Annotated in this window: 22 protein-coding genes and 1 riboswitch; of the genes, 11 read left to right on the top strand and 11 right to left on the bottom strand. The window is 39.4% G+C overall.

The features are described 5' to 3' along the window. Positions 1-2: 2 nt before the first annotated feature. Positions 3-1,385, bottom strand: coding sequence for an isochorismate synthase (locus JOC34_RS15205; RefSeq protein ID WP_205137616.1), 1,383 nt, complete (start codon positions 1,383-1,385; stop codon positions 3-5). 288 nt (positions 1,386-1,673) lie between these two features. Here JOC34_RS15205 and JOC34_RS15200 point away from each other — a divergent pair, with 288 nt between their 5' ends. From JOC34_RS15200 to JOC34_RS15190, 3 genes are read left to right on the top strand one after another with little or no spacing between them, the layout of a single operon-like run. Beyond that, positions 1,674-2,609: a 1,4-dihydroxy-2-naphthoate polyprenyltransferase gene (locus JOC34_RS15200; RefSeq protein ID WP_205137615.1), complete on the top strand. Its 936-nt coding sequence runs from the start codon at positions 1,674-1,676 to the stop codon at positions 2,607-2,609. Between the two features lie 20 nt (positions 2,610-2,629). Then, positions 2,630-3,016, top strand: coding sequence for a hotdog fold thioesterase (locus tag JOC34_RS15195; RefSeq protein WP_205137657.1), 387 nt, complete (start codon positions 2,630-2,632; stop codon positions 3,014-3,016). A 21-nt stretch (positions 3,017-3,037) separates the two neighbouring features. After that, positions 3,038-3,394 carry a TraR/DksA C4-type zinc finger protein gene (locus JOC34_RS15190; protein ID WP_205137614.1) on the top strand — a complete coding sequence of 119 codons (357 nt, stop codon included), beginning with the start codon at positions 3,038-3,040 and terminating at the stop codon, positions 3,392-3,394. Positions 3,395-3,911: 517 nt separating this feature from the next. Here JOC34_RS15190 and JOC34_RS15185 read toward each other — a convergent pair. The 3 genes from JOC34_RS15185 to JOC34_RS15175 form a co-directional block, all read right to left on the bottom strand. After that, complete coding sequence (locus JOC34_RS15185; protein WP_205137656.1) at positions 3,912-4,499, bottom strand: ECF transporter S component; 588 nt, start codon at positions 4,497-4,499, stop codon at positions 3,912-3,914. 171 nt (positions 4,500-4,670) lie between these two features. After that, positions 4,671-4,820: riboswitch (FMN riboswitch) on the bottom strand. A gap of 148 nt (positions 4,821-4,968) precedes the next feature. Next, positions 4,969-9,342: a S8 family peptidase gene (locus tag JOC34_RS15180; RefSeq protein WP_239544459.1), complete on the bottom strand. Its 4,374-nt coding sequence runs from the start codon at positions 9,340-9,342 to the stop codon at positions 4,969-4,971. 608 nt (positions 9,343-9,950) lie between these two features. Beyond that, positions 9,951-11,009 (bottom strand): M20/M25/M40 family metallo-hydrolase, encoded by a 1,059-nt coding sequence (locus tag JOC34_RS15175; protein WP_205137613.1) that lies wholly within the window; start codon positions 11,007-11,009, stop codon positions 9,951-9,953. A gap of 145 nt (positions 11,010-11,154) precedes the next feature. Here JOC34_RS15175 and JOC34_RS15170 point away from each other — a divergent pair, with 145 nt between their 5' ends. The 5 genes from JOC34_RS15170 (at position 11,155) to JOC34_RS15150 (ending at position 16,164) form a co-directional block, all read left to right on the top strand. Further along, positions 11,155-11,709: a thioredoxin family protein gene (locus tag JOC34_RS15170; protein ID WP_205137612.1), complete on the top strand. Its 555-nt coding sequence runs from the start codon at positions 11,155-11,157 to the stop codon at positions 11,707-11,709. A gap of 116 nt (positions 11,710-11,825) precedes the next feature. Continuing rightward, positions 11,826-12,824: an ion channel gene (locus tag JOC34_RS15165; RefSeq protein ID WP_205137611.1), complete on the top strand. Its 999-nt coding sequence runs from the start codon at positions 11,826-11,828 to the stop codon at positions 12,822-12,824. Between the two features lie 101 nt (positions 12,825-12,925). Beyond that, complete coding sequence (yugI, locus tag JOC34_RS15160; RefSeq protein WP_205137610.1) at positions 12,926-13,312, top strand: S1 domain-containing post-transcriptional regulator GSP13; 387 nt, start codon at positions 12,926-12,928, stop codon at positions 13,310-13,312. Positions 13,313-13,449: 137 nt separating this feature from the next. Continuing rightward, positions 13,450-14,796, top strand: coding sequence for a glucose-6-phosphate isomerase (locus JOC34_RS15155; protein ID WP_205137609.1), 1,347 nt, complete (start codon positions 13,450-13,452; stop codon positions 14,794-14,796). 198 nt (positions 14,797-14,994) lie between these two features. Next, entirely contained in the window at positions 14,995-16,164 is a 1,170-nt protein-coding gene (locus JOC34_RS15150) for a MalY/PatB family protein (protein WP_205137608.1), read from the top strand. Between the two features lie 191 nt (positions 16,165-16,355). Here the strand turns inward: JOC34_RS15150 and JOC34_RS15145 are convergent, their stop codons facing one another. Both JOC34_RS15145 and JOC34_RS15140 read right to left on the bottom strand, forming a co-directional pair. Next, positions 16,356-16,928: a superoxide dismutase family protein gene (locus JOC34_RS15145; protein ID WP_205137607.1), complete on the bottom strand. Its 573-nt coding sequence runs from the start codon at positions 16,926-16,928 to the stop codon at positions 16,356-16,358. Between the two features lie 103 nt (positions 16,929-17,031). Further along, entirely contained in the window at positions 17,032-17,238 is a 207-nt protein-coding gene (locus JOC34_RS15140; protein WP_205137606.1) for a hypothetical protein, read from the bottom strand. 120 nt (positions 17,239-17,358) lie between these two features. Between JOC34_RS15140 and kapB the strand changes: the two genes are divergently transcribed. Next, positions 17,359-17,751: a kinase-associated lipoprotein KapB gene (gene kapB, locus JOC34_RS15135; RefSeq protein ID WP_205137605.1), complete on the top strand. Its 393-nt coding sequence runs from the start codon at positions 17,359-17,361 to the stop codon at positions 17,749-17,751. Positions 17,752-17,780: 29 nt separating this feature from the next. Here kapB and JOC34_RS15130 read toward each other — a convergent pair whose 3' ends face one another. Then, complete coding sequence (locus tag JOC34_RS15130) at positions 17,781-18,044, bottom strand: phosphocarrier protein HPr (protein WP_205137604.1); 264 nt, start codon at positions 18,042-18,044, stop codon at positions 17,781-17,783. Positions 18,045-18,328: 284 nt separating this feature from the next. On the opposite strand from JOC34_RS15130, the gene deoD reads away from it, so the two are divergent. Further along, positions 18,329-19,036 (top strand): purine-nucleoside phosphorylase, encoded by a 708-nt coding sequence (gene deoD, locus JOC34_RS15125; protein ID WP_205137603.1) that lies wholly within the window; start codon positions 18,329-18,331, stop codon positions 19,034-19,036. Between the two features lie 150 nt (positions 19,037-19,186). After that, positions 19,187-19,660: a divergent PAP2 family protein gene (locus tag JOC34_RS15120; protein WP_205137602.1), complete on the top strand. Its 474-nt coding sequence runs from the start codon at positions 19,187-19,189 to the stop codon at positions 19,658-19,660. 130 nt (positions 19,661-19,790) lie between these two features. On the opposite strand, the gene JOC34_RS15115 is transcribed toward JOC34_RS15120, so the two are convergent. From JOC34_RS15115 to alr, 4 genes are all read right to left on the bottom strand, one after another. After that, positions 19,791-20,483, bottom strand: a complete 693-nt coding sequence (locus JOC34_RS15115) for a 3D domain-containing protein (RefSeq protein ID WP_205137601.1) — start codon at positions 20,481-20,483, stop codon at positions 19,791-19,793. Positions 20,484-20,541: 58 nt separating this feature from the next. Next, positions 20,542-20,853, bottom strand: a complete 312-nt coding sequence (locus JOC34_RS15110; protein WP_205137654.1) for a YuiB family protein — start codon at positions 20,851-20,853, stop codon at positions 20,542-20,544. A 167-nt stretch (positions 20,854-21,020) separates the two neighbouring features. Next, positions 21,021-22,238, bottom strand: a complete 1,218-nt coding sequence (locus JOC34_RS15105; RefSeq protein ID WP_205137600.1) for an NAD(P)/FAD-dependent oxidoreductase — start codon at positions 22,236-22,238, stop codon at positions 21,021-21,023. Positions 22,239-22,996: 758 nt separating this feature from the next. Beyond that, positions 22,997-24,142 carry an alanine racemase gene (gene alr / locus JOC34_RS15100; protein WP_205137599.1) on the bottom strand — a complete coding sequence of 382 codons (1,146 nt, stop codon included), beginning with the start codon at positions 24,140-24,142 and terminating at the stop codon, positions 22,997-22,999. Positions 24,143-24,540 lie beyond the last annotated feature (398 nt).

Here is a 24,540-nt window from a genome sequence, read left to right as displayed (position 1 = left end):
ATTTAACCTCCTAAAACGGATAGCATTGGTAATAATTTGATATTCGTTTCTTCATATTCCGCTTCCGGATCAGAGTCTTTTACAACGCCACAGCCAGCGAATAATGAAGCTTGGTCCTGTTGAATAAGACTTGAGCGAATGGCCACTGCAAATTCCCCGTTCTGATTACTGTCCAACCAGCCAATTGGGGCTCCATACCAGCCGCGATCCAATAATTCATGATCGCGAATATATGTCAGGGCAGCCTCTTTTGGTGTTCCCCCCAGTGCTGGTGTGGGATGTAATTGTTTAACAATATCAAAGATACTATAGTCTTTCTTTAGTGTGCCCGTTACTGGTGTATATAAATGCTGCAGGTTTTTTAATGGATAAATAACAGGTTCTTCTGGTATTTCCAAATTCGTACAATAATTTTTAATTCCTGCTTTAATCATTTGCACAACAAAATCGTGCTCCTGGCGATTTTTCTCATCCTGAAGCAGATCTTGGCTAATTTTTAAGTCTTCTTGAATCGTTTTACCTCGTGGGGCAGTTCCCGCTAGGCAAGTGGATAATAATTGGTCGTTCTCCAGTTTTACTAGTCTTTCTGGGGTTGCGCCAACAAAACAATCCATTTCTTTTTCGAATGCAAAGATATAGCTGTGCGGCTGTGTTTGTATCAAGTCATTTAAAATGGGTGCAATATTCGCTTCTTTATTAAATTTGACACGTACTTCACGCGCCAGTACGATCTTCTCTAAATTACTTTTGCTAATATCTGCCGTAGCAGTACGAACACTTGCTTTCCATTGTTCAGGTTCAATAACTTCTTTTTCCTGAACTACCAAATCATTAAAAGCAATTGGTTGATTGCTAAACAGCTCTGTCTCAGCGCGTTTTAAACCATCTGCCAATTGTTTAGCATCATCGTTCTTTTTCACTTGTATATTACTCGTGAAATAGAAGTCACCATTACGCTTTGTAAGCAACAGCTCTGGCAAGGTAAAATCACTTGCTTGATACTTATGCCATAAGCTCGTACGCTCTTTCTTCGGGTCAAAATCCATTCCCCCAAGTGCTACAATACCCGTACCAGCAACCTGATAGGGATTATGAACGATCGCCTCCGCTAAAATGCTATTCCATTTTTCTTCGGTTACTTTGTAGCGTGATTCTGTTGCTATCATTTGATACGCATTCCCGACTCCAACAAGATAAAAGTCTTCAATTGTACTTGTCCAGAATGTACGATCCTCATATCTATTTTTAGCCGCCTCAAAAAAACGAAGCGGATCAGCTTCAGTTATTTTTTTCGTTATACTAACAAGTCGAGCATCATTATCAGACCGCAGCGTTTGTATTGCTTCTTCTAATAATGTTTCTACCTGTTCTTTTATTTCAATCATCTGTTGAAACCTCCGTTATACTTTCAATAGCAATTATCTACATCTATTTTATGCTCTTTTTGAAACTTTCTCAAGGAAATGGGCTATTTCTCATTTATTTCCTTAGAAAACGAAGCCTTATCGCCAAGCTTTAGTCTGCACTTATGCAGAAATAAAGCAAAACAAATTGACACGCTATGATAACTTGCCTAGAATTAGTATGATATTATAATCAGTGTCTAAATTGATATACCTCATTATTGACAGCATTTAATGTAACATATACAACCATCCAGGGGGAGAACTGCTATGCAATCATCAGATAAAGTAAATATAAAACATGCATTAAATGAAAAACCCGGTCTACAAATTTGGTGGCGTTTATTAAGGCCACATACATTAACCGCAGCATTTGTACCTGTATTTGTTGGTAGTATGCTCGCATATACTGAAGGGTCCATAAATATCCCCTTATTTCTTGCTATGTTACTGGCATCCATCCTTATCCAGGCTGCCACAAACATGTTCAATGAATATTACGATCATGCAAGAGGTCTCGATAATGAAAATTCGGTTGGGATTGGCGGTACCATTGTACGGGATGGTATTGCTCCAAAAACGGTATTAAATTTGGCTTTATCCTTTTTCGGTATTGCTATTTTATTAGGGGTATACATTTGTACCGCATCAAGCTGGTGGATCGCGGTAATTGGTTTAATTTGTATGCTTTTCGGCTATTTATATACAGGTGGCCCTTTTCCAATTGCCTACACCCCGTTCGGTGAGTTATTCTCCGGTTTTTTTATGGGTACGGTAATCATTGGTATTAGTTACTTCATTCAAACGGGAATACTAACGATTGATGCATTCCTGGTTTCTATTCCAATTGCAATATTCATTGGGTGTATTATGTTATCTAATAATATTCGTGATCGGGAAGGTGACCAGGAGAATGGGCGCAAAACGATTGCCATTTTACTCGGACATCAAAATGCGGTCCGCTTCCTAGCGCTTTTATTTATTATCGCCTATGCACTCACTGTTATTTATACTTTCACAGGTATCTTACCGATTTGGTCTTTGCTTCCTTTGATTAGTGCCTTCAAAGCAGTAAGTGTCATTAAAAACTTCCAAGGTAAAACAAAGCCGATTGAAATGATGCCAGCAATGGTTAACACAGGTAAGACAAATACTTTTTATGGCATATTGTTAGGTATTTCATTATTAATCAGTAAATTCATTTGAATAAGAGGAGCTATTTTAAAATGACATATGAAAAAACACTAATCCAATCACTAGGAATCGAAGTCGTATCTCTGGATAAGAATTTAGTCGTTTTAACCATGCCTGTCGATGAGCGAACCCGCCAGCCAGCAGGTTTCTTGCATGGAGGCGCAAGTGTCGCACTTGCAGAAACTGCCGCCAGTATCGGCGCCACCGCCTATATTGAACCAAAGACACAAAGTGTTTTTGGCATTGAGATTAATGCTAATCACATAAAGAGTAAACAGGAGGGTCTGGTAACTGCCAAAGGTAAGCCACTTCATATCGGCAGGACAACGATGGTTTGGGAAATCAAAATAACAGATGAGGCCGACCAGCTTATTTGTATCTCACGTTGCACCATTGGTATCGTACCTAAGAGAATTTAAGTATGTGGAAAGGAGATTATGATGAGCAACAAATTAAGTAAGGAAAAAATAGCGTATTTCAAGGAACGTTTATTACAAATGAAACAAGAAAACGAGAAATCAATTGAAGCAAATGAAGGTAGCGGTCCAAATGATGCTGCACAGGAACTAACCGATTTCGCTAACCATCCTGCAGATATGGGGACGGAGCAATTCGAACAGGAAAAAGAAGCTGGATTCACGCTCATCCATAAAGAAAACTTACAGGAAATCACAGATGCCTTGGAGCGAATCGAGAATGGCACCTATGGCATCAGTGAGAAATCTGGGAAAACCATTCCTGAAGAACGCTTGGAAGCAATACCAACTGCACGGAACTTAGTGGAAGAAGAGAATTAAATTTGCAAGTGTCCACCCTATCATTTGAAAGGGTGGATTTTTTTGATTCTAAATGCGGGTAGATATCGCACAACCTTTCTCATTTTTTCTTCTACTGTCAATACGATAAACAAGTGCACCGTTTCAAAAAATTCTATAACCTGGAAATGAATAATTGTATATTTAGAGATAGGTGTGGAGACATAACTTTCCGATTACCGCAACTGGAATACACTCGCTTTCCGCGGGCGGCTAATGAGCCTCCTTGAGTTAACGCTCGAGGCCACTGAAAAAGTAAAATATAGCACTATAATATGCGGATCTACCATCGCATCTTCGAACATACTGCGCTTTCCGCGGGCGAGTGTCCACACATTCAAATAGTTCAGACTTACACACACAGATTTTAAGTGACAAAATTGGCTCAAATATTTGCACTAGAAAGAAATTCTGATATGCTGCAGATAGAAAAGTCTATACTTTCCTATTTGCGAACAAAGAAGACTCCCTACCCAGTAGAGAGTCTTCTTCCATTTTCCTATGCGGCAACTTTTGCCTGCTTCTGTTCAATCCAGCTACGCATTTTCATGAATAAAGGAACAAATAACAGACTGACAACAATCCCTTTAATAAAGTTAAACGGTAATATACCAACAAGTACTGATGTCCATTTAACTTGTTCCGTCATCTCCCAGCCCATGAACCAACCGTAAGCAGGTAAAATAAAGAAGTAGTTTAACACACTCATGCCAAGCGCCATAATGACTGTTCCGGTAATCAATCCGGTGATAATACTTTTCACACCTTTAAACTTGTGATAAAGAATTGACACTGGAACAACAAACATTAGTCCGGCAACAAAGTTAGCCAATACACCAATTGGATCGCCTGCACCTGATACTAACCAGTAAAGTACGTTTTTAATACCAATAACAATTACCCCGGCCATTGGTGAAAAGATTAATGCCGCCATCATAGCAGGTACGTCACTAAAATCAATTTTTAAATATGGTGGTAAAAACGGTAGTGGAAAATTCAAGAAAAATAATACAAGTGATATAGTACCCATTAATGATAGAATGATAAGTTTTAATAATTTTGATGAATGCCTATTTGTGCTTTGCATCATCATTCTCCCCCTTCATCTTGAATCGATTCCCATCTCGTGATGAAGGATAAGCCTTTTCCGTTTCGTACTTCAACAATAAAAAAGTACACAAAAACCCTAAAGCCTAATGGGGCTTTAGGGTTATAAATTCTACAGAAAATAAAGGTGCTTGTGCACCAAATTACGGCTCGACTTCTTCTCCCATCCAGACTTTAACTGTCGGTTCTGGCATTGCACCAGATCAACCACGCAGCAACAAGATGCTTTGTGGGTCACGGACTTGAAGCGATAAAGCTCCTTACCGTCGGTCGGGAATTACACCCTGCCCCGAAGTGGAATCGATTATTCTTTTATTAACTATTATTATACATGATTTTTTATGACTTGCAATGCATTTGTTTCTCAACCAAAAAAAGGTATGTATTAGCATCATATGCCGATACATACCCTCCATTCAAATCTTCATTAATGGGCAAAGCCTCATTTATCAATCAACATTAATAAATAATTTACCTTCTGCTTGCTTACGGGTTTCGTTCTTAAAGTCGTCCACGGCTTTTACTTCAAGAACCGCCCCTTCCGCGTAAGCTTTCTTCGTGGCTGTCCAATATCCTACATAATGCCCTTCAGATGTTTCCATCATCGGGAGTTCTGTCGCATTGGCAGTACTGGCTTTGGCATTTGTTAGTGGCATTTGGATAAAGAATGTTGTCTTTAATCCTGGCTCACTATCAAATTCCACCTTCACACTTTCACCAACTGCAACCGTCACATCTTCCGTTGGGGTTAAGTTTTCTATTTCAGGTGCATCGTATTTCACCTGTACGTTAACACCAACAGATGTGCTATTCCCCGCTTCATCCTGTGCAACAACTTCAATGTCATTTTTACCGTTATCAAGCAAGATTCGTTTAGAATAGCTTCCATCTTCCACCTTTGCTTTTTGGCCATTTACCTCTACAAAGTCAAGGTGATCATCTGCTACTGTACCTTCAACCGTTACAGTTTCACGATTTAATTTATCGCCCTCTTTAGGGTTATCAATCGTTAAATCAGGCGCTTCTGTATCTAATGTTACTGTAACAGGATCAGATTCCCCTACTGGATTTCCATCCATTGTAGAAACTGCTGTAAACTCATTTTCCCCTTCTTTTAACACCGTAGGGAAGGTGAATTTACCATCATCCCCAACTTCAGTGGTTTCAACCGCTTCATCGTTGTTCATTAACTGAATCGTAGTGGTTGGTGAAGCTGTACCTTCCACATTGACTTCTGATTCATTCGTTAACAATCCATCGTCTGGAGAAGTAATGACTGGTGCATCAACTTCATAACTCACGCGTGCACGAATCATATAGTTACCCTCGTCGGCTGGTGATTGCTCCCATGAACCACCCACATACTGATAACTTCTTTCAGCGTTCGGGCTACTTTCATCTGTAGCTAAACCGGGTGCCCCTGTATTGGCGTCCGTTTGGATATATACCATATAAAAATCGCTATCGACGGTAATTGCATGTTCACTTAAATCAATAGCTGTCCAGTCTGTTTCATCTCGAACCGCTTCACCTTCGATAGGGCCTGCAATTTTTTTACCCGGCAAACCATCTTTACCGGAAGCATCCCAAACCTCTACTGCAAATTCTGTACCGCCTGGAACAGGGAATTCCTCATTCCAGAACTTAAATACACCATCTGTTACAATCGCGTTATCTTTACCTTCTGGCAAGGACATTTTAACTGCCCAGCCATTGCCTGCATCATAAAATGCCCGGGCATTCTCAGCGGATCCATCATCATAACCAATTTCTCCACCTGGATACGTGTAAAATGGCTCAAGTTCAACATTTAGCTCAACATCTCCGTCACTGAGGTCCACTTCCATTTCCTGTCCATGATAATCTCTTGCCAATATTTTTAATGTGTACATACCTTCATATGCGGTTAGAGCATAATTCCCGGCTCCGTCGGTTTCAACAGGTGTGACATTAGCATCTTCGATCAGCATCACTGTAGCACCTTCAATTGCTTCACCAGATGCCTCATCTGTAACGGTTCCACTAACTGTATACTGATTTTCTTCCTCTAGTGTAAAGTTAGCTTCCGTTGTACTGTCTTTTTCAATATTGACCGGCTGCTCGTCCGAATGGAAACCGTAAGCTTCTGCTTGCACAGTAAATTCTCCAGCAGCATGCATCAGTGAATAGGATCCATTTTCAGGATTTGTATTTACGGAACGTCCGCTTTCAATAACGCTAACCTGTGCATCTAATGGAAGTGCGGCCGGACTAATTTCCTCACCCTTCACTGGTTCTTTTTCTTTTGGCATTGCAGGTTGTATCTTGTCTGGATTTACCTCAGGTTTTAGCGCCGTTGCTTGATCATCAGCATGAATAACACCTAAGCCCATATTGAACGGACTTATTTGGTTACCAGCCTGCGCTTTTGCTCCGGACTCATTTTTATGCAATCCAACTGAAGTACTGTTGCTGGATGCGTCCGTTAATTCTACATCATCAATATACCAGCCATCCTTATTGACACTAATGTCAGAAGTCAGATTAAAGCCAATATATACCCGCTCACCGCTATAATCCGATAAATCAATTTCAACGTTTTCCCAGTCATCGGTTAAACCTTCAAATCTTGCAAGTTGCTCCCATTCTTCTTGATCCGTAGAAATCATTATATGACCGAAGTCATAAGCGCCTCCAGAATCATATTTTTCCAGTTCATGCCACTGATTAAACTGCAGGAAGGCATCTCCTTCAGGCAAATCTACCGGAGGCATGACAAGGGTTGCATTTGTATTAGCTTCATATTCGCCATCAAGGTTGGTTGCATAAACCTTGTCGCCAGATGCTGCGCTACCAGGCCCTGACGTTGGTTCGCCCCACTCCCAGCTGTCATTTTCCCCAAAAGAAGTCCATCCTGTTGGCGTAGACTCAAAGTCTTCGCTGTACCCTACTGAAATACCTTGGAGCACTTCAACAACATAGTCATCACTCGTTACTTCATTATTACCAAAATCGTTAATTAGCCATGAATATGTTAAGGAGTCACCACCAATGTCTTCTCCAGGGATGGTCACAGCATATTCACCATCTTTAAAATCTCCGGAGATACGTGAAGCTTCCACGGTTTGCGTCTCTCCATCTTGATTCTCATAATTTAATGCCACTTTAGCAATACTGATATTGTCACTGACCTGAATCGTTAAGTCTAAATCCATGCCAGCATATGCTTCTGCAATTCCTTCATGTTCAAACGTTGGGGCTTCATCATCTTCACCCACTTTTGTAACTTGTCCTTCTAAGGTTCCAAGCCCGTCCTGCATAGATGAAATCGCATCATATGCATTAACTAGCCCATAACCATACCCGTTATTTGGTGATTCCGGATATTCATCATCGGTTCTTGCTGTTGCCGTATCCAATAAAATTTGTTCCATATCGTCAACTGATATATTGGCATCAGCTTGACGTAACATTGCAGCCACCGCTGTAACAACCGGGCCAGCCATTGATGTACCGCTCATTCCGCCATAGCTGCCTCCCGGCAAGGAAGAGCGAATGCTCACGCCTGGTGCCGAAATATCCGGTTTAATTTCATCATATGGAGAAGGTCCACGCAATGAAAAGTCGGCAATCATATCGTTACTATCTGTTGCTCCGGTTGCAAATGATTCCGGATAATTTGAGGGTGACGCAACAGATCCTGGTCCACCTGGGTTAAATAAATCTGTATTACCCGCAGAGAACTCGGGGAAAATGCCGGCTGTTCTCCAAGCAATAACCATATCCCGATACCATTCATCAAGACCTGGCCCACCACCCCATGAATTATTTACCACGTCTGGAGCCATTTCCACATGTTCATTTCCATCAGCATCGGTCGGTGCTAAAATCCATTGTCCTGCTGCCAATAGATCCGCATCAGTTCCGCCAGCCGCTGAAAATGCCTTCGCAGATATAAATTTGGCACCTGGAGCTACCCCAACCTGGTTAGAGCCATCTTCTTCTCCACCAACCATTGTACCAATCGTGTGTGTACCATGATCCAAATCATCATATGGTTCATCTTCGCCTGCTGTAGCATCAAACCAGCTAAATTGGTGGTCCACTTCACCAGTTGCTGCATCATAGCCACGATATTTTTCTTTTAGTGCAGGGTGATCCCACTCTACACCTGTGTCTATACTTGCAATGACTGTTCCCGATCCATCAATACCCGTATCCCAAGCCGCCGGTGCACCAACGCGGTCAACATTCCATTCAATTTCATCATCGGCAGCAGGTGCTTCAGATGTTTTTACTTCCTCGACCGGATTGAGTAATTGTCTCGTTTCATTCGGTAAAATCTTTTCCACTTCGTTAAAAGTTGCTACTTTTTCAGCTACTTTTTTTGTCGCTGTAACTGCCATACCGTTTACGATATGATAAGCAGTGATCGACTCCGCATTACCGTTATCGACCTCTTTTTCCAAAAACTGTTTTACATTTTGTTGCGAAGTTAATGCAGTTGCTTTTAATTCGGATATGACAGCCGATCGTTGCATCAGGGTCGACTTCTGGGCAGATAATTTTGCTTTACTAGCTGAAGATAACGCATCTGCAGCTGCTTTCTTCACATCTGCCTTTTCACCGAATTTGATTAAAAAAGTAACTTTTTCGTCGTCTTTAAATTCATCCAGTAAACGATCACTTACTTTAACTTTTGCCGTTTGGGTTTCATTTACAGATTGATGTAACTTTCCATTCGATTCCGCACTGGAAACGACCGGTGCAATTAAAGAAAAGGTCATCAGAAATGAAGCTGCAATACTAAAAGCTTTGATTTGACGTTTTTTCTTAGTCTTCAAACTTTTCCCCTCCCCATACAATTTTAAAGCATTCTTTTTACGCAGCAGGCAACATCATGTCATCTTCTTAAAAGACATAGAAATTCCTTCCCCCCCCTTTTCCACAATAAATATTTATTGCCGGCTGGAAGTGATTCGTTTGTAGAATCTGCGTTGTTATTGTAAGTATAGTTGGTTAGAGACGCGGAAAATGTCATATTTCGTCGAATTAAAGTTAAGTTTTCATAATTGATAGATTAGTTCCATTTTTTCCACTTTTAGTTCATGGTTCACCATCCCAACAAGTGATTAAACACTTGATGCGATCTAATAGGAACAAGGGTTTCAGAGGATACTAGAAAATCATTTCGGCTCACCTATCTTTTTACCTACTTAAAAATGAATCATATAACCTAGTAAAAAAATAATATTACAGCTGTATTTTCTATTTACTTGAAAACGCGGGGCTTTAGGCGGGTTTTTCTTTACAAAAAGCAGGATTAAAGACTTGGTAATTGTCATCTTAAAATCATTAACTAATACAACGTACCTATTTATTGAAATAATGTCATCAAGATGTAAAAAAGCCTTCCAGCCTCATTGGAGGAAGGAAGGCCTGTTCAACCGGATTAATCTTCTAAAGGATTTAAACTCTCTTCGCCTGTTAAGCCCGCTATCATAGATACTAATAATTCAATTTCTTCATCTATATCCCGTAAACTAACTGTTTCAACAGGGGAATGCATATACCGTAAAGGCAAAGATACAAGTGACACGGGTACGCCCTGTCCTGTTAAACGCATTTCATCTGCGTCTGTTCCTGTCATCCTCGGTGTTAATTCATATTGTACATTCATATTTAACGCTTTCGCAGTCTGCTCTAATAATTTATTTATCTTTATGTTGATTGGTGCTCCTTTTGCCAGTACGGGGCCACCTTCTAAACGAACATCGCCATGTTTATTTTTATTGACGCCCGGATAGTCGGTCGCAAACGTCACGTCACAAGCAAGTGCCATTGTTGGAGCAATACCTGCCGCAGCGAAATAAGCTCCTCCCATGTTTGTTTCTTCATTAACTGTACTAGCCGCGTAGACACCAACTTTACAGCCGGTTTTTGCAAGACGCTTCAGTACTTCAGCAACAATAAATTGTCCTGTCCGATTATCCAATCCCCGTCCTGCCAGGTAACGATCCTGCAAGATCTCGGGAGAGGTTTTATAGACAGCTAAATCACCAATTTGTACATGTGCTTCTGCTTCTTTTTTGGTCTGATAACCGCAATCGATAAATAAATCCTCCAACCCAAAGTCGTTTTTCAACCCACCATGATGCTGGGCATTCACACCAATAACACCGGTAATGGTTTTGTCCGTTCCCACGACCTGAACCCGCATACCAACTGCTGCCTTCGGGTTGATGCCACCCATTTTATCAAAATGCAAGAAACCATCCTCGTCGATTCGATTGATGACAAGTGCAATTTCATCGCAGTGACCAGCGAGTAGTACTTTAAAAGATGCATCCGGATTAAGTACGCCAATTGCATTCCCGGCATGATCTGTTCGCACTTCATCCGCGAATTCCTTCACATAGGTCATCCATTTTTTCTGTATGGCCATCTCATTACTTGATGGCGATGGTGTTTGTAATAGTTCCAGTAAAAATTCTTGATTTGCCTTTTCCATTTCATTATCCTCCTCTAAACTGTATCTCATGCAAATTATACGCCAATCACGTTAAAATTAATAACAAGAGCACATTTGTTTACCTGTGCAACGATAATGGGTAAACTTTAACATAAAGTGAACAGGAATAGAGGAGCGATAATAAATGAATTTAAACGACTGGTATGAAAAAGCAATGTCCCCTGATACGTATATTGAATCAATGGATAAACACAAAGAAAATTTGCTGCACATTTACGACAATTTTAAAATACCGGATGAAAAAGAACTTTTCGATGAAATAAAGGATAAACAGCTTCGCGTCATTGTGCTAACAGAAGATTGGTGTGGAGATGCGATGTTAAATATCCCTATCCTTCTACGACTTGCAGAAGTATCAAACATCAATGTTCGCATGCTGCTTCGTGACCAAAACTTAGAATTAATGGATCAGTATTTAACAAACGGGAAGTCCCGCTCCATCCCCATCTTTGTTTTTATCGACGAAAACGGAAATGAGGTAGCAAAATGGGGTCCTCGTACTAAAAAAATCCAGCAATTTGTTGATGGCGCTAATAAAAAATTGCCCGCCAAGGATACAGCTGATTACAAGGTGAAATTTAATGAAATGATTTTGTTTATGATGAAATCGTACCGTAGCAATACAGCGTTTTGGGATGACGTGTATATGAGTTTGAAGCAAACATTACAAGATATTTAATGGCTATTCGCGAAGAAGCTGACAGACACCTGTCAGCTTCTTCGCTTCTCACATAGTATAACCTACTGAGATCTTAGGCAATACTGCAAATAAAACATCGAATGTCAGGTGAGAAAATGACGATCAAACTCGTAAAGCGGATTTATTTCCGTATTCCTATTGTAATCAGATTGCTATTCATTGTTTTTCTAATTATGCTCTTTTTCGGAAGTGTCATCCATTTTATCGAACCAAAGCAATTTCCCACTATTTTTGACGGTGTATGGTGGGCATTTGTAACAGGTGCAACTGTAGGATATGGCGATTTCATACCACTAACGGTGGTAGGTAGAGTCATCGGCATTCTGCTCATTCTGACTGGTGGGGGGTTTTTAGCCTTCTACATCACTTCTTTATCCGCAGCTACCATGAAGCATGAAAAAGATTTGGAATTCGGTAAGCTCGCCTTTAAAGGAGCGCGCCACGTGATCATTATCGGATGGAACGAACGCTCCAAACAATTAATCAATATGATTGTAGATGTCGATCCAAATATGAAAATTGTTTTAATTGATCATACCTTACAACATATTACCTTCCAACAATATCCGGTACACTTCATCCACGGAGATGCAACCGAAGATGAAATCTTAAGGCGGGCTAATATTGCTCAGGCCGAAAGGGTACTGATCACTGCAAATATTACTAAAAAGGAGCGGGAAGCAGACATCTATACAATCCTCACTACCGTGGCAATTAGGGGGAATAACGAGGACATTCAGATTGTAGCCGAAATCTTAGCAAAAACACAAATTGAAAATGCCTTACGTGCCGGTGCTTCTACTATTATTCGATCGAATGACTTTATGAGTGCTTTATTTTTTCATGAACTGTCACACACAAAAACGGCCACACCCTTTGAAGATATCTTGCAAATATTAGGTAACCAGCAATTTTTTCATACGATTCTATCAGAGGAATTTGAGGGGCAAACATTCTTAACCGCTTCAGGAACACTTCTAAAAAAGCATCACCTGCTTTTAGGTCTGATTCGCGATCAACAATATAAAGTAAATCCACCTGCAGACTTTATTTTAAAAAAGGGTGATATCTTTGTCACACTTTCTAACTGGTAAACACTGACAATAACTATTGTTTATTTTGCTAGATGATAAAAATTGTGGTAAAATATTATATTGTGTAAAAAGAATCGAAAATGGTATAGGAGTTGTTCAGCATGACAGACAAAATTGAGACCGGCCAAGTTTTAGATGGTAAAGTAACAGGGATTCAACCGTATGGTGCTTTTGTTGCTTTAAACGATGAAATTCAAGGGTTGGTTCATATTTCTGAAGTTACACATGGCTATGTCAAAGACATTAACGAACATTTAACAGTCGGAGATGAAGTAAAAGTAAAAGTGCTCAAGGTGGATGAAGCGAATAATAAAGTATCATTATCTATTCGTGCGACTGAGGAAGCACCAAAGAAAACTGCAAAACCGCAAAAAAGTAATCCTGTAAAACAACAGGAAGACGATGCTTCTGGATTCAATACATTAAAAGACAAACTTGAACAATGGATTGAACAATCGGAAGCGCGTGAAGGTACATTTAAGAAGTAAGAAAGAAGGTAAATTTTGGTGCCTGTCAAACAGGACAATCCAATGTTTACCTTTTTTTAATATTTTTTTCTTGCTTTAACACACTAAAATGGGTAATGTAAAGTGTAAATAAGTTTAGTTTACATAGGAGGATAACAATGACACATGTTTCATTTACGTATGATAAGGCGCTTGCCTTTTTCAATCAACAGGAACTGGATAATTTGCAAGGTTTTGTCCAAACCGCACACGATGCGCTACATCAGAAAACCGGAATTGGAAACGATTATTTAGGATGGATTGACTTACCTAAATCTTATGACAAAGAAGAGTTTTCCCGTATAAAAGCAAGTGCAGAAAAAATCAGACAGGATTCTGATGTCCTACTTGTCATTGGTATCGGTGGGTCTTATTTAGGTGCACGTGCTGCACTGGAAATGCTAAATCATTCCTTCCAAAACTTGCTTTCTAAAGAGGCAAGGAAAGCCCCACAAATCATTTTTGTTGGTCATCACATGAGCTCCACCTACATGAATGAGCTATTTGAGGTGTTGGAAAATAAAGATGTGTCGGTTAATGTCATTTCAAAAAGTGGGACAACTACTGAACCAGCGATTGCCTTTCGTATCTTCAAGAAATATCTAGAAGATAAATATGGTGTAGAAGAAGCTAAAAAACGCATTTATGCAACAACCGACAAGGAAAAAGGTGCATTAAAAACGGTTGCAGATGAAGCTGGATATGAAACATTTGTCATCCCAGACGATGTTGGTGGACGTTATTCTGTATTAACTGCTGTCGGTTTATTACCAATTGCAGCAAGTGGTATTTCCATTGATGATATGATGCAGGGTGCACAAGCTGCCATGGATGATTTAGCAGAACCTGCACTTGATAAAAATCCGGCATATCAATATGCGGCTGTAAGAAATGTTTTATATAATAAAGGAAAAACAATTGAAATGCTGATTAATTATGAACCTAACCTGCAATATTTTGCAGAATGGTGGAAGCAATTATTTGGCGAAAGTGAAGGAAAGGACCAAAAAGGGATTTATCCATCTTCTGCTAACTTTTCAACAGACCTTCATTCGCTCGGACAATACGTTCAAGACGGACGCCGCGATCTGTTTGAAACAGTTTTACATGTGAATCAATCCAAAAAGGATATCACAGTAGAATTAGATGAAGGCAATTCGGACGGACTTAACTATTTAGCTGGAAAAACACTGCAGGAAATTAATGATAAAGCTTTCCAGGGTACTTTACTCGCGCATACAGATGGGGATGTTCCTAATTTAATTGTTGAAGTGCCTAAACTGGATGCCTATACATTTGGCTATCTTGTTTACTTTTTCGAAAAGGCATGTGCCATCAGTGGTTATTTATTAGGTGTGAATCCTTTTGACCAACCTGGTGTAGAAGCGTATAAGAAAAATATGTTTGCCCTACTTGGTAAACCTGGATTTGAAGAAGAAAAAGAAGCATTAGAAAAAAGATTATAATCTTTTTTCAAAGTTTTTCCAAGTTGTGTTTATAATTTTTCCATACGGGTAATACTATCAATGTAAGACTTTCTCGTATTCCCCCTGTAAGCAAGGCGTTAAAACGCTTTGCTTTTTTTTATTTCCCTAAACAGCTTCCCATGCACTTTTATTAATCTTTGTTATAATAGGATTGTCGAACGCACAAGGAGGAAAAGTATGAGTATATTTGATGTATTACATGACAGAAAAAACACACGATCCGTAAAGTGGGATAATCTGGAGCCTGTTTTTCAATCAACGGATGTTTTACCAATGTGGGTTGCAGATATGGACTTTAAAGCCCCAGCAGCAGTGAATGATGCATTAGTAAAACGGGCAGAACACGGTATCTATGGCTATACCGTTATTGATGAAGATGTCAAAGGTGCGGTTATCAACTGGGTAAAGCATCGTCAAAACTGGACGATTGACCCGGATTGGTTATCATTCAGTCCTGGTGTTGTAACAAGCTTACACATGGCTGTTCAGGCATTTACAGAACCAAAAGATAAAATTTTGATTCAAACTCCTGTATATACACCCTTTTATAATGTGATCAAACAGCATGACAGAGAAATTGTTAAAAATCCATTAGTGTATGAAAATCAATCCTATACAATCGATTTTGCCGATTTTGAGGAAAAGTTGAAGCAAGGTGTGAAGGCATTTATCTTCTGTTCTCCACACAATCCGGTTGGACGGGTTTGGACGCATGATGAATTAAGTGAGATTGCCAGACTCTGCTTAAAATATGATGTATTAATTTTATCTGATGAAATTCATGGTGACCTTGTATTTAAAGGACAGCACCAGATTCCGATTGCAACAATCTCCGATGAAGTTGCTGATAAAACGATTACCTGTATGGCTCCATCAAAGACGTTTAACTTAGCGGGACTAGATGCTTCATTTATCGTAACGACCAATGAAGAAAAACGAAAAAAATTAAATACGCTATTTAGCAAGCAAGGCATTGGCGGACTGAATGCAATGGGAAATACGGCATTAGAAGCTGCATACGTGCACGGTGGAGCTTGGCTTGATGAACTATTAACCGTTCTTGAAGATCATCAAAAATACGTATCTGAGATGTTTGCAGCCCATGCAAAAGAATTAAAAGTAATTCAATCTGAAGGTACGTATTTATTATGGATTGATTGTAGCGAGTTGAACATGGATGACGAAGAACTGAAAAACTTTATGATTCAAAAAGCTAAAGTGGGTCTCAATCCAGGAATTGCTTATGGTGATGAAGGTAAACAGTTTATGCGAATGAATATCGCCTGTCCAAGAGTAACATTAGAGGAAGGCGTTAACCGAATCATTGATGCTGTTAGCAATAGATAGAAGAAACAAAGGTTCAGGCGGATAATACATCCTTCCTGAACCTTCATTACACCTGCAACGTACATGCTATGCAAATAAGGTGAGACTTTATTTAGTAGGAGTTTTACTGCACCCCAAACTGCGATAAAAATAACGCATACAGAAACGTATAGGTTAGGCTTGGTGAAAACGATCTTAATTAAGATCGTTTTTTAATCTTCCTCCTCTTGATCTTCCGTATCTGTTGGGTCTGTTGGTGATTCTTTTGCCTTTTCCTCAGATTCCGGTTTTATTTCACCACATAAAATACGGGCACCTGTATTTCCACTGGGTTGCGTCACACCATCATCTTTGTCCTCATCAATGATAAGTGCTGTGCCTTTTTGTACGATCGATTTATTGCCATCAAGTAGCGTTGCCTCTGGTATGATTATTTCCCCGTCAACAAGTCCACTTTCATCTGCTTCAACATTCGGCATATCCCCTAAATGTGCCCCCTCTGGATGCATCAGGCCATGTTCCTTTCCTTCGGGATTAAAGTGATTACCGGCACTTTTAAAATCAGGTGCTTTACATTTCGGAAACTCATGGACATGAATTCCATGAAATCCAGGTGTTAAATTTTCAACTTTGATCTCCACTTTTACGCCTTCAGACTGCTCTGTCAATTTTGCCGTACCAACCATATCCCCTGCCGCATTATACATGTCTATGGTTTTGGCTGATGGTGTGTGATTTTGACAGGAAACTAATATTAAGATAAGAAAGATAGAAAGTAACCGCATATTGGTTTCTCCTTTTTCATGTTGTTATTGCTTAGTATCCACAACATGCCCGATGGATAAACCTAAAAACAAAAATCCCCCAATGCCTTGGAGGAATCGTTACTTATTTACTTTTATCAGTATGCTGTGTTTCTTCTTTGATTTTATATTCACCTTGATGATATTTTTCGTTAAATGTTTCTTCTTCCTTTTTAGACCTTTTTATAACCCAATACATGGCTATTGCTGCCATTATCATAAAAATTACCAATGTAATGATTGCTGGGATATATTCTGTTTTATCCTCTGGGAAATAAAGGAATTCCATCATGGTCGCTCACGTCCTTCTACTTACATTATAACAAAGTTTTCCTGCTTACTAAACAATGGATAGTAAATGTTCGCTAATCTGTTACATTTTTGCGACAATACCTATAAGGGGGTTGATGACATGGCAGAGGTTACTATTGGGGAAATCGTGCGTGCGCACTATAATTCCGGAACCTATATCGGAGAAGTAAAGGAGGATCGGGGTGACCGTTACTTAGTTGAGGTATTGGCTGTTCAGAAACACCCATTACAAGGAGATATTCATAATTATGGCGCCGTTGAAGATGTATTTTTCCATGCAAGAAAGGCTTTAGCCAACCATGAAAAAATGAATGTCAAAAAAGCGGCAGTCCATCCGTTCGACGGACAAGTTCCAGATTACGCTCAATCATTACAGCAGGCTATAGCGCTATATAAAGATAAACTTTCTGCTGAAGATACAGCATATAATCATGCTGCCTTACAGAAATTAACAGAACTCGAAGCGGGGCCTTATCGAAAAATAAAAAGCTAGAGGTATTTAATACTCTAGCTTTCACCTACTTATTCTCCTAAATGCTCTTTAATAACTTCTGATACACCTTTAAGTGCATCTTCTTCATCGCCGCCTGTTGCAGTAATTGTAATCTCTGCGCCATTTGGAATTCCTAATGACATAACACCCATAATCGATTTAAGGTTTACCTTTTTGTCATTGTAAGAAACCTCAACCTCTGATTCATATTGTCCTGCCTTATTTACCAACAATGTAGCTGGACGAGCATGAACTCCTGTTTCAGCAGTAATTTTAAATGTTTGTTCTTTCATTTCAATTCATCCTTTCAGTCGAATTTATTTCATATGTACCTATATATTTAGTTAGTACATCAGTGAATAGCTGAACTCTTTTACATTATATACAATTTCATACGATTTTGAAACAGAAAAGGCTCATTCTTTGCTATTTCTGAGATATATTTGTCATATTTAAGACATTATGGTACCGTTACCTTAAAAGTATACGTAAACAGCTTTATAATACAAGAAACGATATTTTTTTAAAGTCTAACTATGGCGTATGATTAAGCCAAGTTTTATTAGGAGGAACATATATGAGTATACATATTGGAGCAAAACAAGGTGACATCGCTGATAAAATATTATTACCCGGTGATCCCCTCAGGGCAAAATATATCGCAGAAACATTTTTTGAAGACGTAATACAATATAACGAGGTTCGTGGAATGTACGGTTTTACCGGAACATACAAGGGCGAACGCATTTCTGTACAAGGAACGGGTATGGGGGTGCCTTCTATCTCTATTTACGTTAATGAATTAATCCAAAGCTATGATGTTAAAAAGTTAATACGCGTCGGTACGTGCGGTGCGATTCAGAAAGATGTAAAGGTACGTGATGTTATTTTAGCCCAAGGATCAACAACTGATTCACAAATAAACCAGCTAGTATTTAATGGTATTGATTATGCACCTTTAGCAGATTTCGATTTATTGAAAAATGCCTATGATATTGGTGTAGCAAAAGGTTTAAACTTACGTGTTGGTAATGTGTTTACAAGTGATACATTTTATCGTGACAATGCGAAAGAAGTTAACGAGTTGCTCGCGAAATATAAAGTATTGGCAATCGAAATGGAAACTTCTGCCTTGTATACATTGGCAGCCAAATTCGGACGACAGGCTTTATCTGTCCTCACAGTGTCTGATCACATCCTAACAGGGGAAGAAACGACTTCAGAGGAAAGGCAAACAACCTTTAACGATATGATGGAAATTGCACTAGATGCAGCCCTTAAATAATATTAATCACTTTAGACCTTTCATCTAACCCATGAAAGGTTCTTCTTTCCACCGTGCTTTACCTTTCACATTATGGTAAAATAACATCAACCTATCACTTGATGGTTAAGATCATGATCACTCTTCATCAGGAAGGACGGATACAAATTCATGGAAATTTTTTTAAATTTTCCTTTATGGGCTGCCTTATCTGCAATTGTTTTAGCTCAGGTTATAAAAATTCCAATCAAATGGATTGTCACAAAAGAACTTAATCCTGGTTTAGCTTTTAGCAACGGCGGGATGCCAAGCAGTCATTCTGCAGCTGTAACAGCTTTAACCACGGGTATCGGAATCATAGATGGCGTCACATCGCCCCTTTTTGCTGCTGCCTGTGTGTTCAGTATTATTATTATGTTTGATGCAACGGGTGTACGTAGACAAGCTGGTGAGCAAGCCGTTGTTTTAAACATGTTAATTAAGGATTTTCAATCCCTTTTTGAAGGTGCTAAAGATTGGAACAAGAAAGAGGAATATCAAAAACGCCGAGAACTGAAAGAGTTACTGGGGCATCAGCCGATTGAAGTTTTCTTTGGCGGACTTTTCGGTGTAGGGATTGCCTTTCTGCTTCACCAATTATATTAAAAAACTTGGCTTATCGCCAAGCCTTTAATGGAGAAAGCCTTAGTTACACTTATACTGGTTTCCTATAAAAGGTATACTTTTCTATCAGTGTTAAAAAGAAGGCTTCCCCGAGCGGAAAGCCTTCTTTCATTTACTCTTCTGTAATTTCTTGTCTGAATACCTGTAATGCTTCGTTTTCATTTAATTTAGTGAGCTGTTCTTCGGTTAATTTCCCATCACCAAGTTCTACAACATAAACTTCAAGCGTCTTTTTACCCCATTGGGCATAGACATCTTCTACGGTCCCATAATACAAATCAATTTTGTTACCATTAATCGCACTTCCCTTATCTGCAACAACGCCATATCCATAATCGGGGATGTACAAAATGGTTCCAATCGGATAAACATTCAGATCTGCAGCGATGGTAGAATATAGGTCCCGCTTTACTTTTACACCGGAATACGTAATCCCATATTCCGGATGGTTATCTGTCTTTCCTGTTGACTCAATGCCCGCAGTATAGCCGGTAGCGACAACCGTATCACTCGGATACTGTTCAACATTAACTGCCTCTTCCAACGTTTTGGGTGCCTCTATATCATCGTTAGAGATCAACCTTGTTCTTTCCATTACCCTGTTTAATACTTTATTTTTTAATTCGATATGTTTGTTCTCAGATGAAGCTTGGGAATCATTTACTGGTTCCTCCAGTATTTTTTGATCTCCCCATACATGCATATCTGCTAAACTGACATTTGAAATAGATGCAACTGTAAAATAGAGTGCACCTATGAATAACAGTATCATACCAATTCTTCTGCATAAATTTATGATTTTCATAATAACACCTCTGGATGTTATCATTACCAATCCCATTTAAATTTATGCATAATTCCAACTAAAACATTTGATAACCACTCTTACGCAAAATTTTAATAACAATACCCGAAACGATTGTTCCAACAAAACCTGCCGTTAAAATCGTGATGTCCACAGGTGTTACATGTATTAATCTTGAATATGCGGTTGAAAAAGCATTACCGGGATTTATAAAATATTCAGCGGTTGATATACCATCGACAATCATTATAACAATGATAGGATAAATACAGGCCATTAACCAGGTCCTTCTTAATAGCATATTTAAAATAAAGGCAATACCGAAAAATATAACGAAATACAATATGATTGAAACAATTAATTGAACCAACGATGTAGCTCCCTTCACTTTCTCTATCTTCATCCAAGACCCATTTTATAATAAAACGGTTCAAATGTACACGCACATGTCCAATTTATGGGTAACGACACCAAAAAGTGAAGACACAAATCGTCTTCACTTTTATACACTCGCTTGCTCGCCAACCGATGCATTTTTTAATAGAATATATTAAACTTCCCTTTTTTCAATAACAATCCAAAACCGCCTAGTTTAAACAAGTAACGGTTATCAATGATTTTCTTCATGACAGTTGCCTTCCAGCCAAATATCTTTTGATTATTAAATACAACACCAATTGCATCGTTATTTCCTAAAGAAGCTACAGTTCCTAGTTTTTTTGGTTTAAAGGCTTCTAATTTTTCATCACGGATAAAAGCTTTCACATTACGCGCAACAATGCTAGACTGCCGGACCGCTGTTTGTGCCGTTGGCGGATAGGATCTTCCTGTATTTGAATCGATAATCAAGGCACAATCACCGATAACAAACACATCATCATAATCTGGTGCGCGCATATCATCCCTCACTTCAACTTTACCTCGATTGGTTTCCAGTCCGGAATGCTCAACGATTTCGTTAGCACGCACTCCTGCCGTCCAAACGGTAGTCATTGTCGGAATTTCCTCTAGCTTATTATCCTTTTCATATACGATACTTTTTGGTTTACATTCTTTTAACATCGCACCTGTAATAAACTCAATACCACGTGACTCCAATGAATTCATTGCGTATTCTACCAACTGTGGTTCAAATCCTGGTAAAACAGTTGGAGAACCCTCTATATTAATAATGCGGACGAGTGATTTTTCAATATCGTATTCCTCACATAGCTCGGGAATACGGTTAGCTAATTCACCTACAAATTCAACGCCAGTAAAGCCACCTCCACCAATCACAATGTTTAGCCGTGCACTTTTTTTTTCTTTTTCATTATGATATAAGGAAAAATTGTATGCAAGATGCTGTCTCAGCATCCGGGCACTATCTATATTATCAATTGTAAACGCATGTTCTTCCAATCCAGGTATACCAAAGGTTGCTGGTTCAAAGCCAAGTCCGACTACAAGGACATCATAATTCAATGTTGTAGTTTCCAATTTAACCAACTTTTCCTCCGGTTTAATGGAAACAACCGTATCCTGAACAAAGTTAACTCGATTCATTTTTATGATATCCCTTAGTGGAATTCGTGTCCGATCGTGATGTAACGTTCCCGCCGCATTTTCGTGTAACCAAGTAGTTTGATAGTGGTAGTCATTTTTATTAACAAGTGTAATCTTTGCTTCATTCGTGCCAAGCGACTTCTGTAATTTAATGGTTGTCATTAATCCGCCATACCCTGCACCTAAAATTACTATATGTGGTTTATTCATTTTATTTTCACTTCCAATTTTTACTGATTCAAATTAAAAAAGCTGACATAAAGCCAAGCTTTAATAACATTTCATACTTTTTTCTAGTGATAAAGTGACACTTCAATCAGTGGGAATCTTCAACGCACAGGACGTGCTAATGCAAGCGTGGCGACAGGACGTCGCGGATTTAGCTTGTGAACGCACAGGACGTGCTAATGCAGGCGTTGCGACAAATGTCTTCGGTGGGACGAACCCGTGGTGCAGTCCCAGGACGTCGCGAACTTAGTCTGTCTCTCCCGCTTCATGTTAGTTGAGGCCCACACGACGTGGGTTTCACAGACGATGTTGCCACTAGAGGTGGTGATTTTAGTTTTGATGCCCTGTTTGCAGGGCTTGTGCGGGCAGTTATCCCCCACCTTAAAAATTTTCGGTGTCCCTCTATTTTTAAAGTGGGGGTTTTACTGCCCGCCAAACTGCGGTAAATCAGATCGTTTAACATATTTTAATGTGTTTGTTACATGTTTGTAATATAACGCTATCAATATAGTATTACTTTCAGCTATATTTTTCAACCCTAAATCACCGCTTGATTATATGTAAATAAAAGAAGAAGGGCTGAAAACCGCCCTGTGTATAGCGAAGATCACTAATGTGGAGGAGATATTTTTTTGCACTGATAGTAAAGTTTAACTTTTAAGATTAATAGTATAAGTTCTGATTTTCTTTCGAGGGAAATGAGGTGTCCATTTAACTCTTTCAGTTGTTTGTGATTCAATCTATCCTATTCCATGTACATATACACGTCTTATTCTTTCTGTCAGACTGGCAACTACCTCATCAACAATGCTATCCATCCAGCCTGCGATATCACGAGCGGTAATTTCGTCATTTCCTTGTTTTCCGAGCAAAATAATCTCGTCACCCGCAGACGCATCGGGTATATTTGTCACATCTATTAAAGTTTGGTCCAAGGAAATAGAACCAACGATTTTAACGCGTCTACCTCCTACAAGCATTTTTCCTTTATTTACCAATGATCGCTTATAACCATCACCATGTCCAATTGGAACAATCGCTATCTTTTCATATGATTTCGTTACATAACTTCCCCCATAACCAACCGGTGTGTTCGGTGGGAGCTCACGTACTTGAATCAGCTCAGATTGCAGTGACATAACAGGCTGAAGTGCAATCATTTTCTCTTGTCTGACTGCAGGTGTATATCCAAATAAACTGATTCCCGGACGCACCATGTCCAAGTGCATATCAGGTCTTTCCAATGTGATCGTTGACCCTGCAACATGGTGGATGGGAAAATGGAAACCATTGTCACTTAATCTAGCTACTGTATTCATAAATAAAGAAAACTGTTGTTCCGTTGTTTTCCAGTCTCCTTCATCTGCATTGGGGAAGTGCGTATAAACCCCTTCCCAATAAAGCCCCGGAAGTTCATAGCACGCTTCGCAAAAGTATCCTGCTGTTGCTGGATCAATTCCAAATCTATGCAGTCCTGTATCTATCTTCAAATGTACGGGATGAATTTTCCCCTGATTGACCGCTGCATCACTGACTGCCTTTGCCAAAGCAAGCGAAGAAATAGAAGGTATTAGATCATAAGCAACGATGTCCACCGCCTGTCTGGGCGCAATCGAGCTTAAAATATGGATTGGCTTCTTAATACCGTTTTCACGGAGGAGCGCCCCCTCTTCAACCGTTGTTACACCGAGACGGTCAGCGCCTGCCGCTACCGCCTCCTGGCTGATGGGGACAATCCCATGTCCGTATGCATTTGTTTTTACAACGGCAAGGAGCATGCTCCTGTTTGCATGCTGTTTTAACAGCTTCACATTATTATTAAAGGCTTCTAGATCAATCTCAGCCACTGTCGGATGATTGGCAGATAATTTTATTAAATTTGACAAGGTATCATCCCTTTCCTAATTGCTATTGGTTACTAGTGCAACGTTTCAAAATTATTTTCCAGAACCTCGAAATGAAAAATTGTATATTCGAAAAAAGGAGTGAAGACAAAGTATTCTCTTCGATTGCCGCAACTGGAATACACTCGCTTTCCGCGGGCGGCTAATGAGCCTCCTTGAGCTAACGCTTTGCGGGGTCTCATCAAGGCCTTTCATCCCGCTGGAGTCTCGCGAATTCCAGTTGCTTGGATGGGTTTTCATTTTCGTCAGTTTGCATTACTGTTTTGGTTCATAGGAGCCAATTTCGTAAGCAATTCAACTTATCCATAGTCCCAAGTATAAGATATACTATCATTTAATCATTCATTAATTTGGAGCACTACATCGTTGATTGGAACGGA

Origin of the sequence: Virgibacillus halotolerans, assembly GCF_016908515.1 — a bacterium.
In the GTDB taxonomy this organism is placed as follows: Bacteria; Bacillota; Bacilli; order Bacillales; family Amphibacillaceae; genus Virgibacillus_M; species Virgibacillus_M halotolerans.
The sequence above is the reverse complement of the archived record's forward strand: the minus strand, read 5'-3'. Positions and strand labels throughout refer to the sequence as shown.

Excerpts from the sequence above, each read along its gene's own strand:
- JOC34_RS15200 (WP_205137615.1), top strand. The coding sequence starts at position 1,674 with ATGCAATCATCAGATAAAGTAAATATAAAACATGCATTAAATGAAAAA.
- yugI (WP_205137610.1), top strand. The coding sequence starts at position 12,926 with ATGACAGACAAAATTGAGACCGGCCAAGTTTTAGATGGTAAAGTAACA.
- JOC34_RS15140 (WP_205137606.1), bottom strand. The coding sequence starts at position 17,238 with ATGATGGAATTCCTTTATTTCCCAGAGGATAAAACAGAATATATCCCA.
- JOC34_RS15155 (WP_205137609.1), top strand. The coding sequence starts at position 13,450 with ATGACACATGTTTCATTTACGTATGATAAGGCGCTTGCCTTTTTCAAT.
- JOC34_RS15115 (WP_205137601.1), bottom strand. The coding sequence starts at position 20,483 with ATGAAAATCATAAATTTATGCAGAAGAATTGGTATGATACTGTTATTC.
- JOC34_RS15150 (WP_205137608.1), top strand. The coding sequence starts at position 14,995 with ATGAGTATATTTGATGTATTACATGACAGAAAAAACACACGATCCGTA.
- kapB (WP_205137605.1), top strand. The coding sequence starts at position 17,359 with ATGGCAGAGGTTACTATTGGGGAAATCGTGCGTGCGCACTATAATTCC.
- JOC34_RS15165 (WP_205137611.1), top strand. The coding sequence starts at position 11,826 with ATGACGATCAAACTCGTAAAGCGGATTTATTTCCGTATTCCTATTGTA.
- JOC34_RS15195 (WP_205137657.1), top strand. The coding sequence starts at position 2,630 with ATGACATATGAAAAAACACTAATCCAATCACTAGGAATCGAAGTCGTA.
- JOC34_RS15175 (WP_205137613.1), bottom strand. The coding sequence starts at position 11,009 with ATGGAAAAGGCAAATCAAGAATTTTTACTGGAACTATTACAAACACCA.
- JOC34_RS15205 (WP_205137616.1), bottom strand. The coding sequence starts at position 1,385 with ATGATTGAAATAAAAGAACAGGTAGAAACATTATTAGAAGAAGCAATA.
- JOC34_RS15190 (WP_205137614.1), top strand. The coding sequence starts at position 3,038 with ATGAGCAACAAATTAAGTAAGGAAAAAATAGCGTATTTCAAGGAACGT.
- JOC34_RS15170 (WP_205137612.1), top strand. The coding sequence starts at position 11,155 with ATGAATTTAAACGACTGGTATGAAAAAGCAATGTCCCCTGATACGTAT.
- JOC34_RS15105 (WP_205137600.1), bottom strand. The coding sequence starts at position 22,238 with ATGAATAAACCACATATAGTAATTTTAGGTGCAGGGTATGGCGGATTA.
- JOC34_RS15185 (WP_205137656.1), bottom strand. The coding sequence starts at position 4,499 with ATGCAAAGCACAAATAGGCATTCATCAAAATTATTAAAACTTATCATT.
- JOC34_RS15145 (WP_205137607.1), bottom strand. The coding sequence starts at position 16,928 with ATGCGGTTACTTTCTATCTTTCTTATCTTAATATTAGTTTCCTGTCAA.
- JOC34_RS15130 (WP_205137604.1), bottom strand. The coding sequence starts at position 18,044 with ATGAAAGAACAAACATTTAAAATTACTGCTGAAACAGGAGTTCATGCT.
- deoD (WP_205137603.1), top strand. The coding sequence starts at position 18,329 with ATGAGTATACATATTGGAGCAAAACAAGGTGACATCGCTGATAAAATA.
- JOC34_RS15120 (WP_205137602.1), top strand. The coding sequence starts at position 19,187 with ATGGAAATTTTTTTAAATTTTCCTTTATGGGCTGCCTTATCTGCAATT.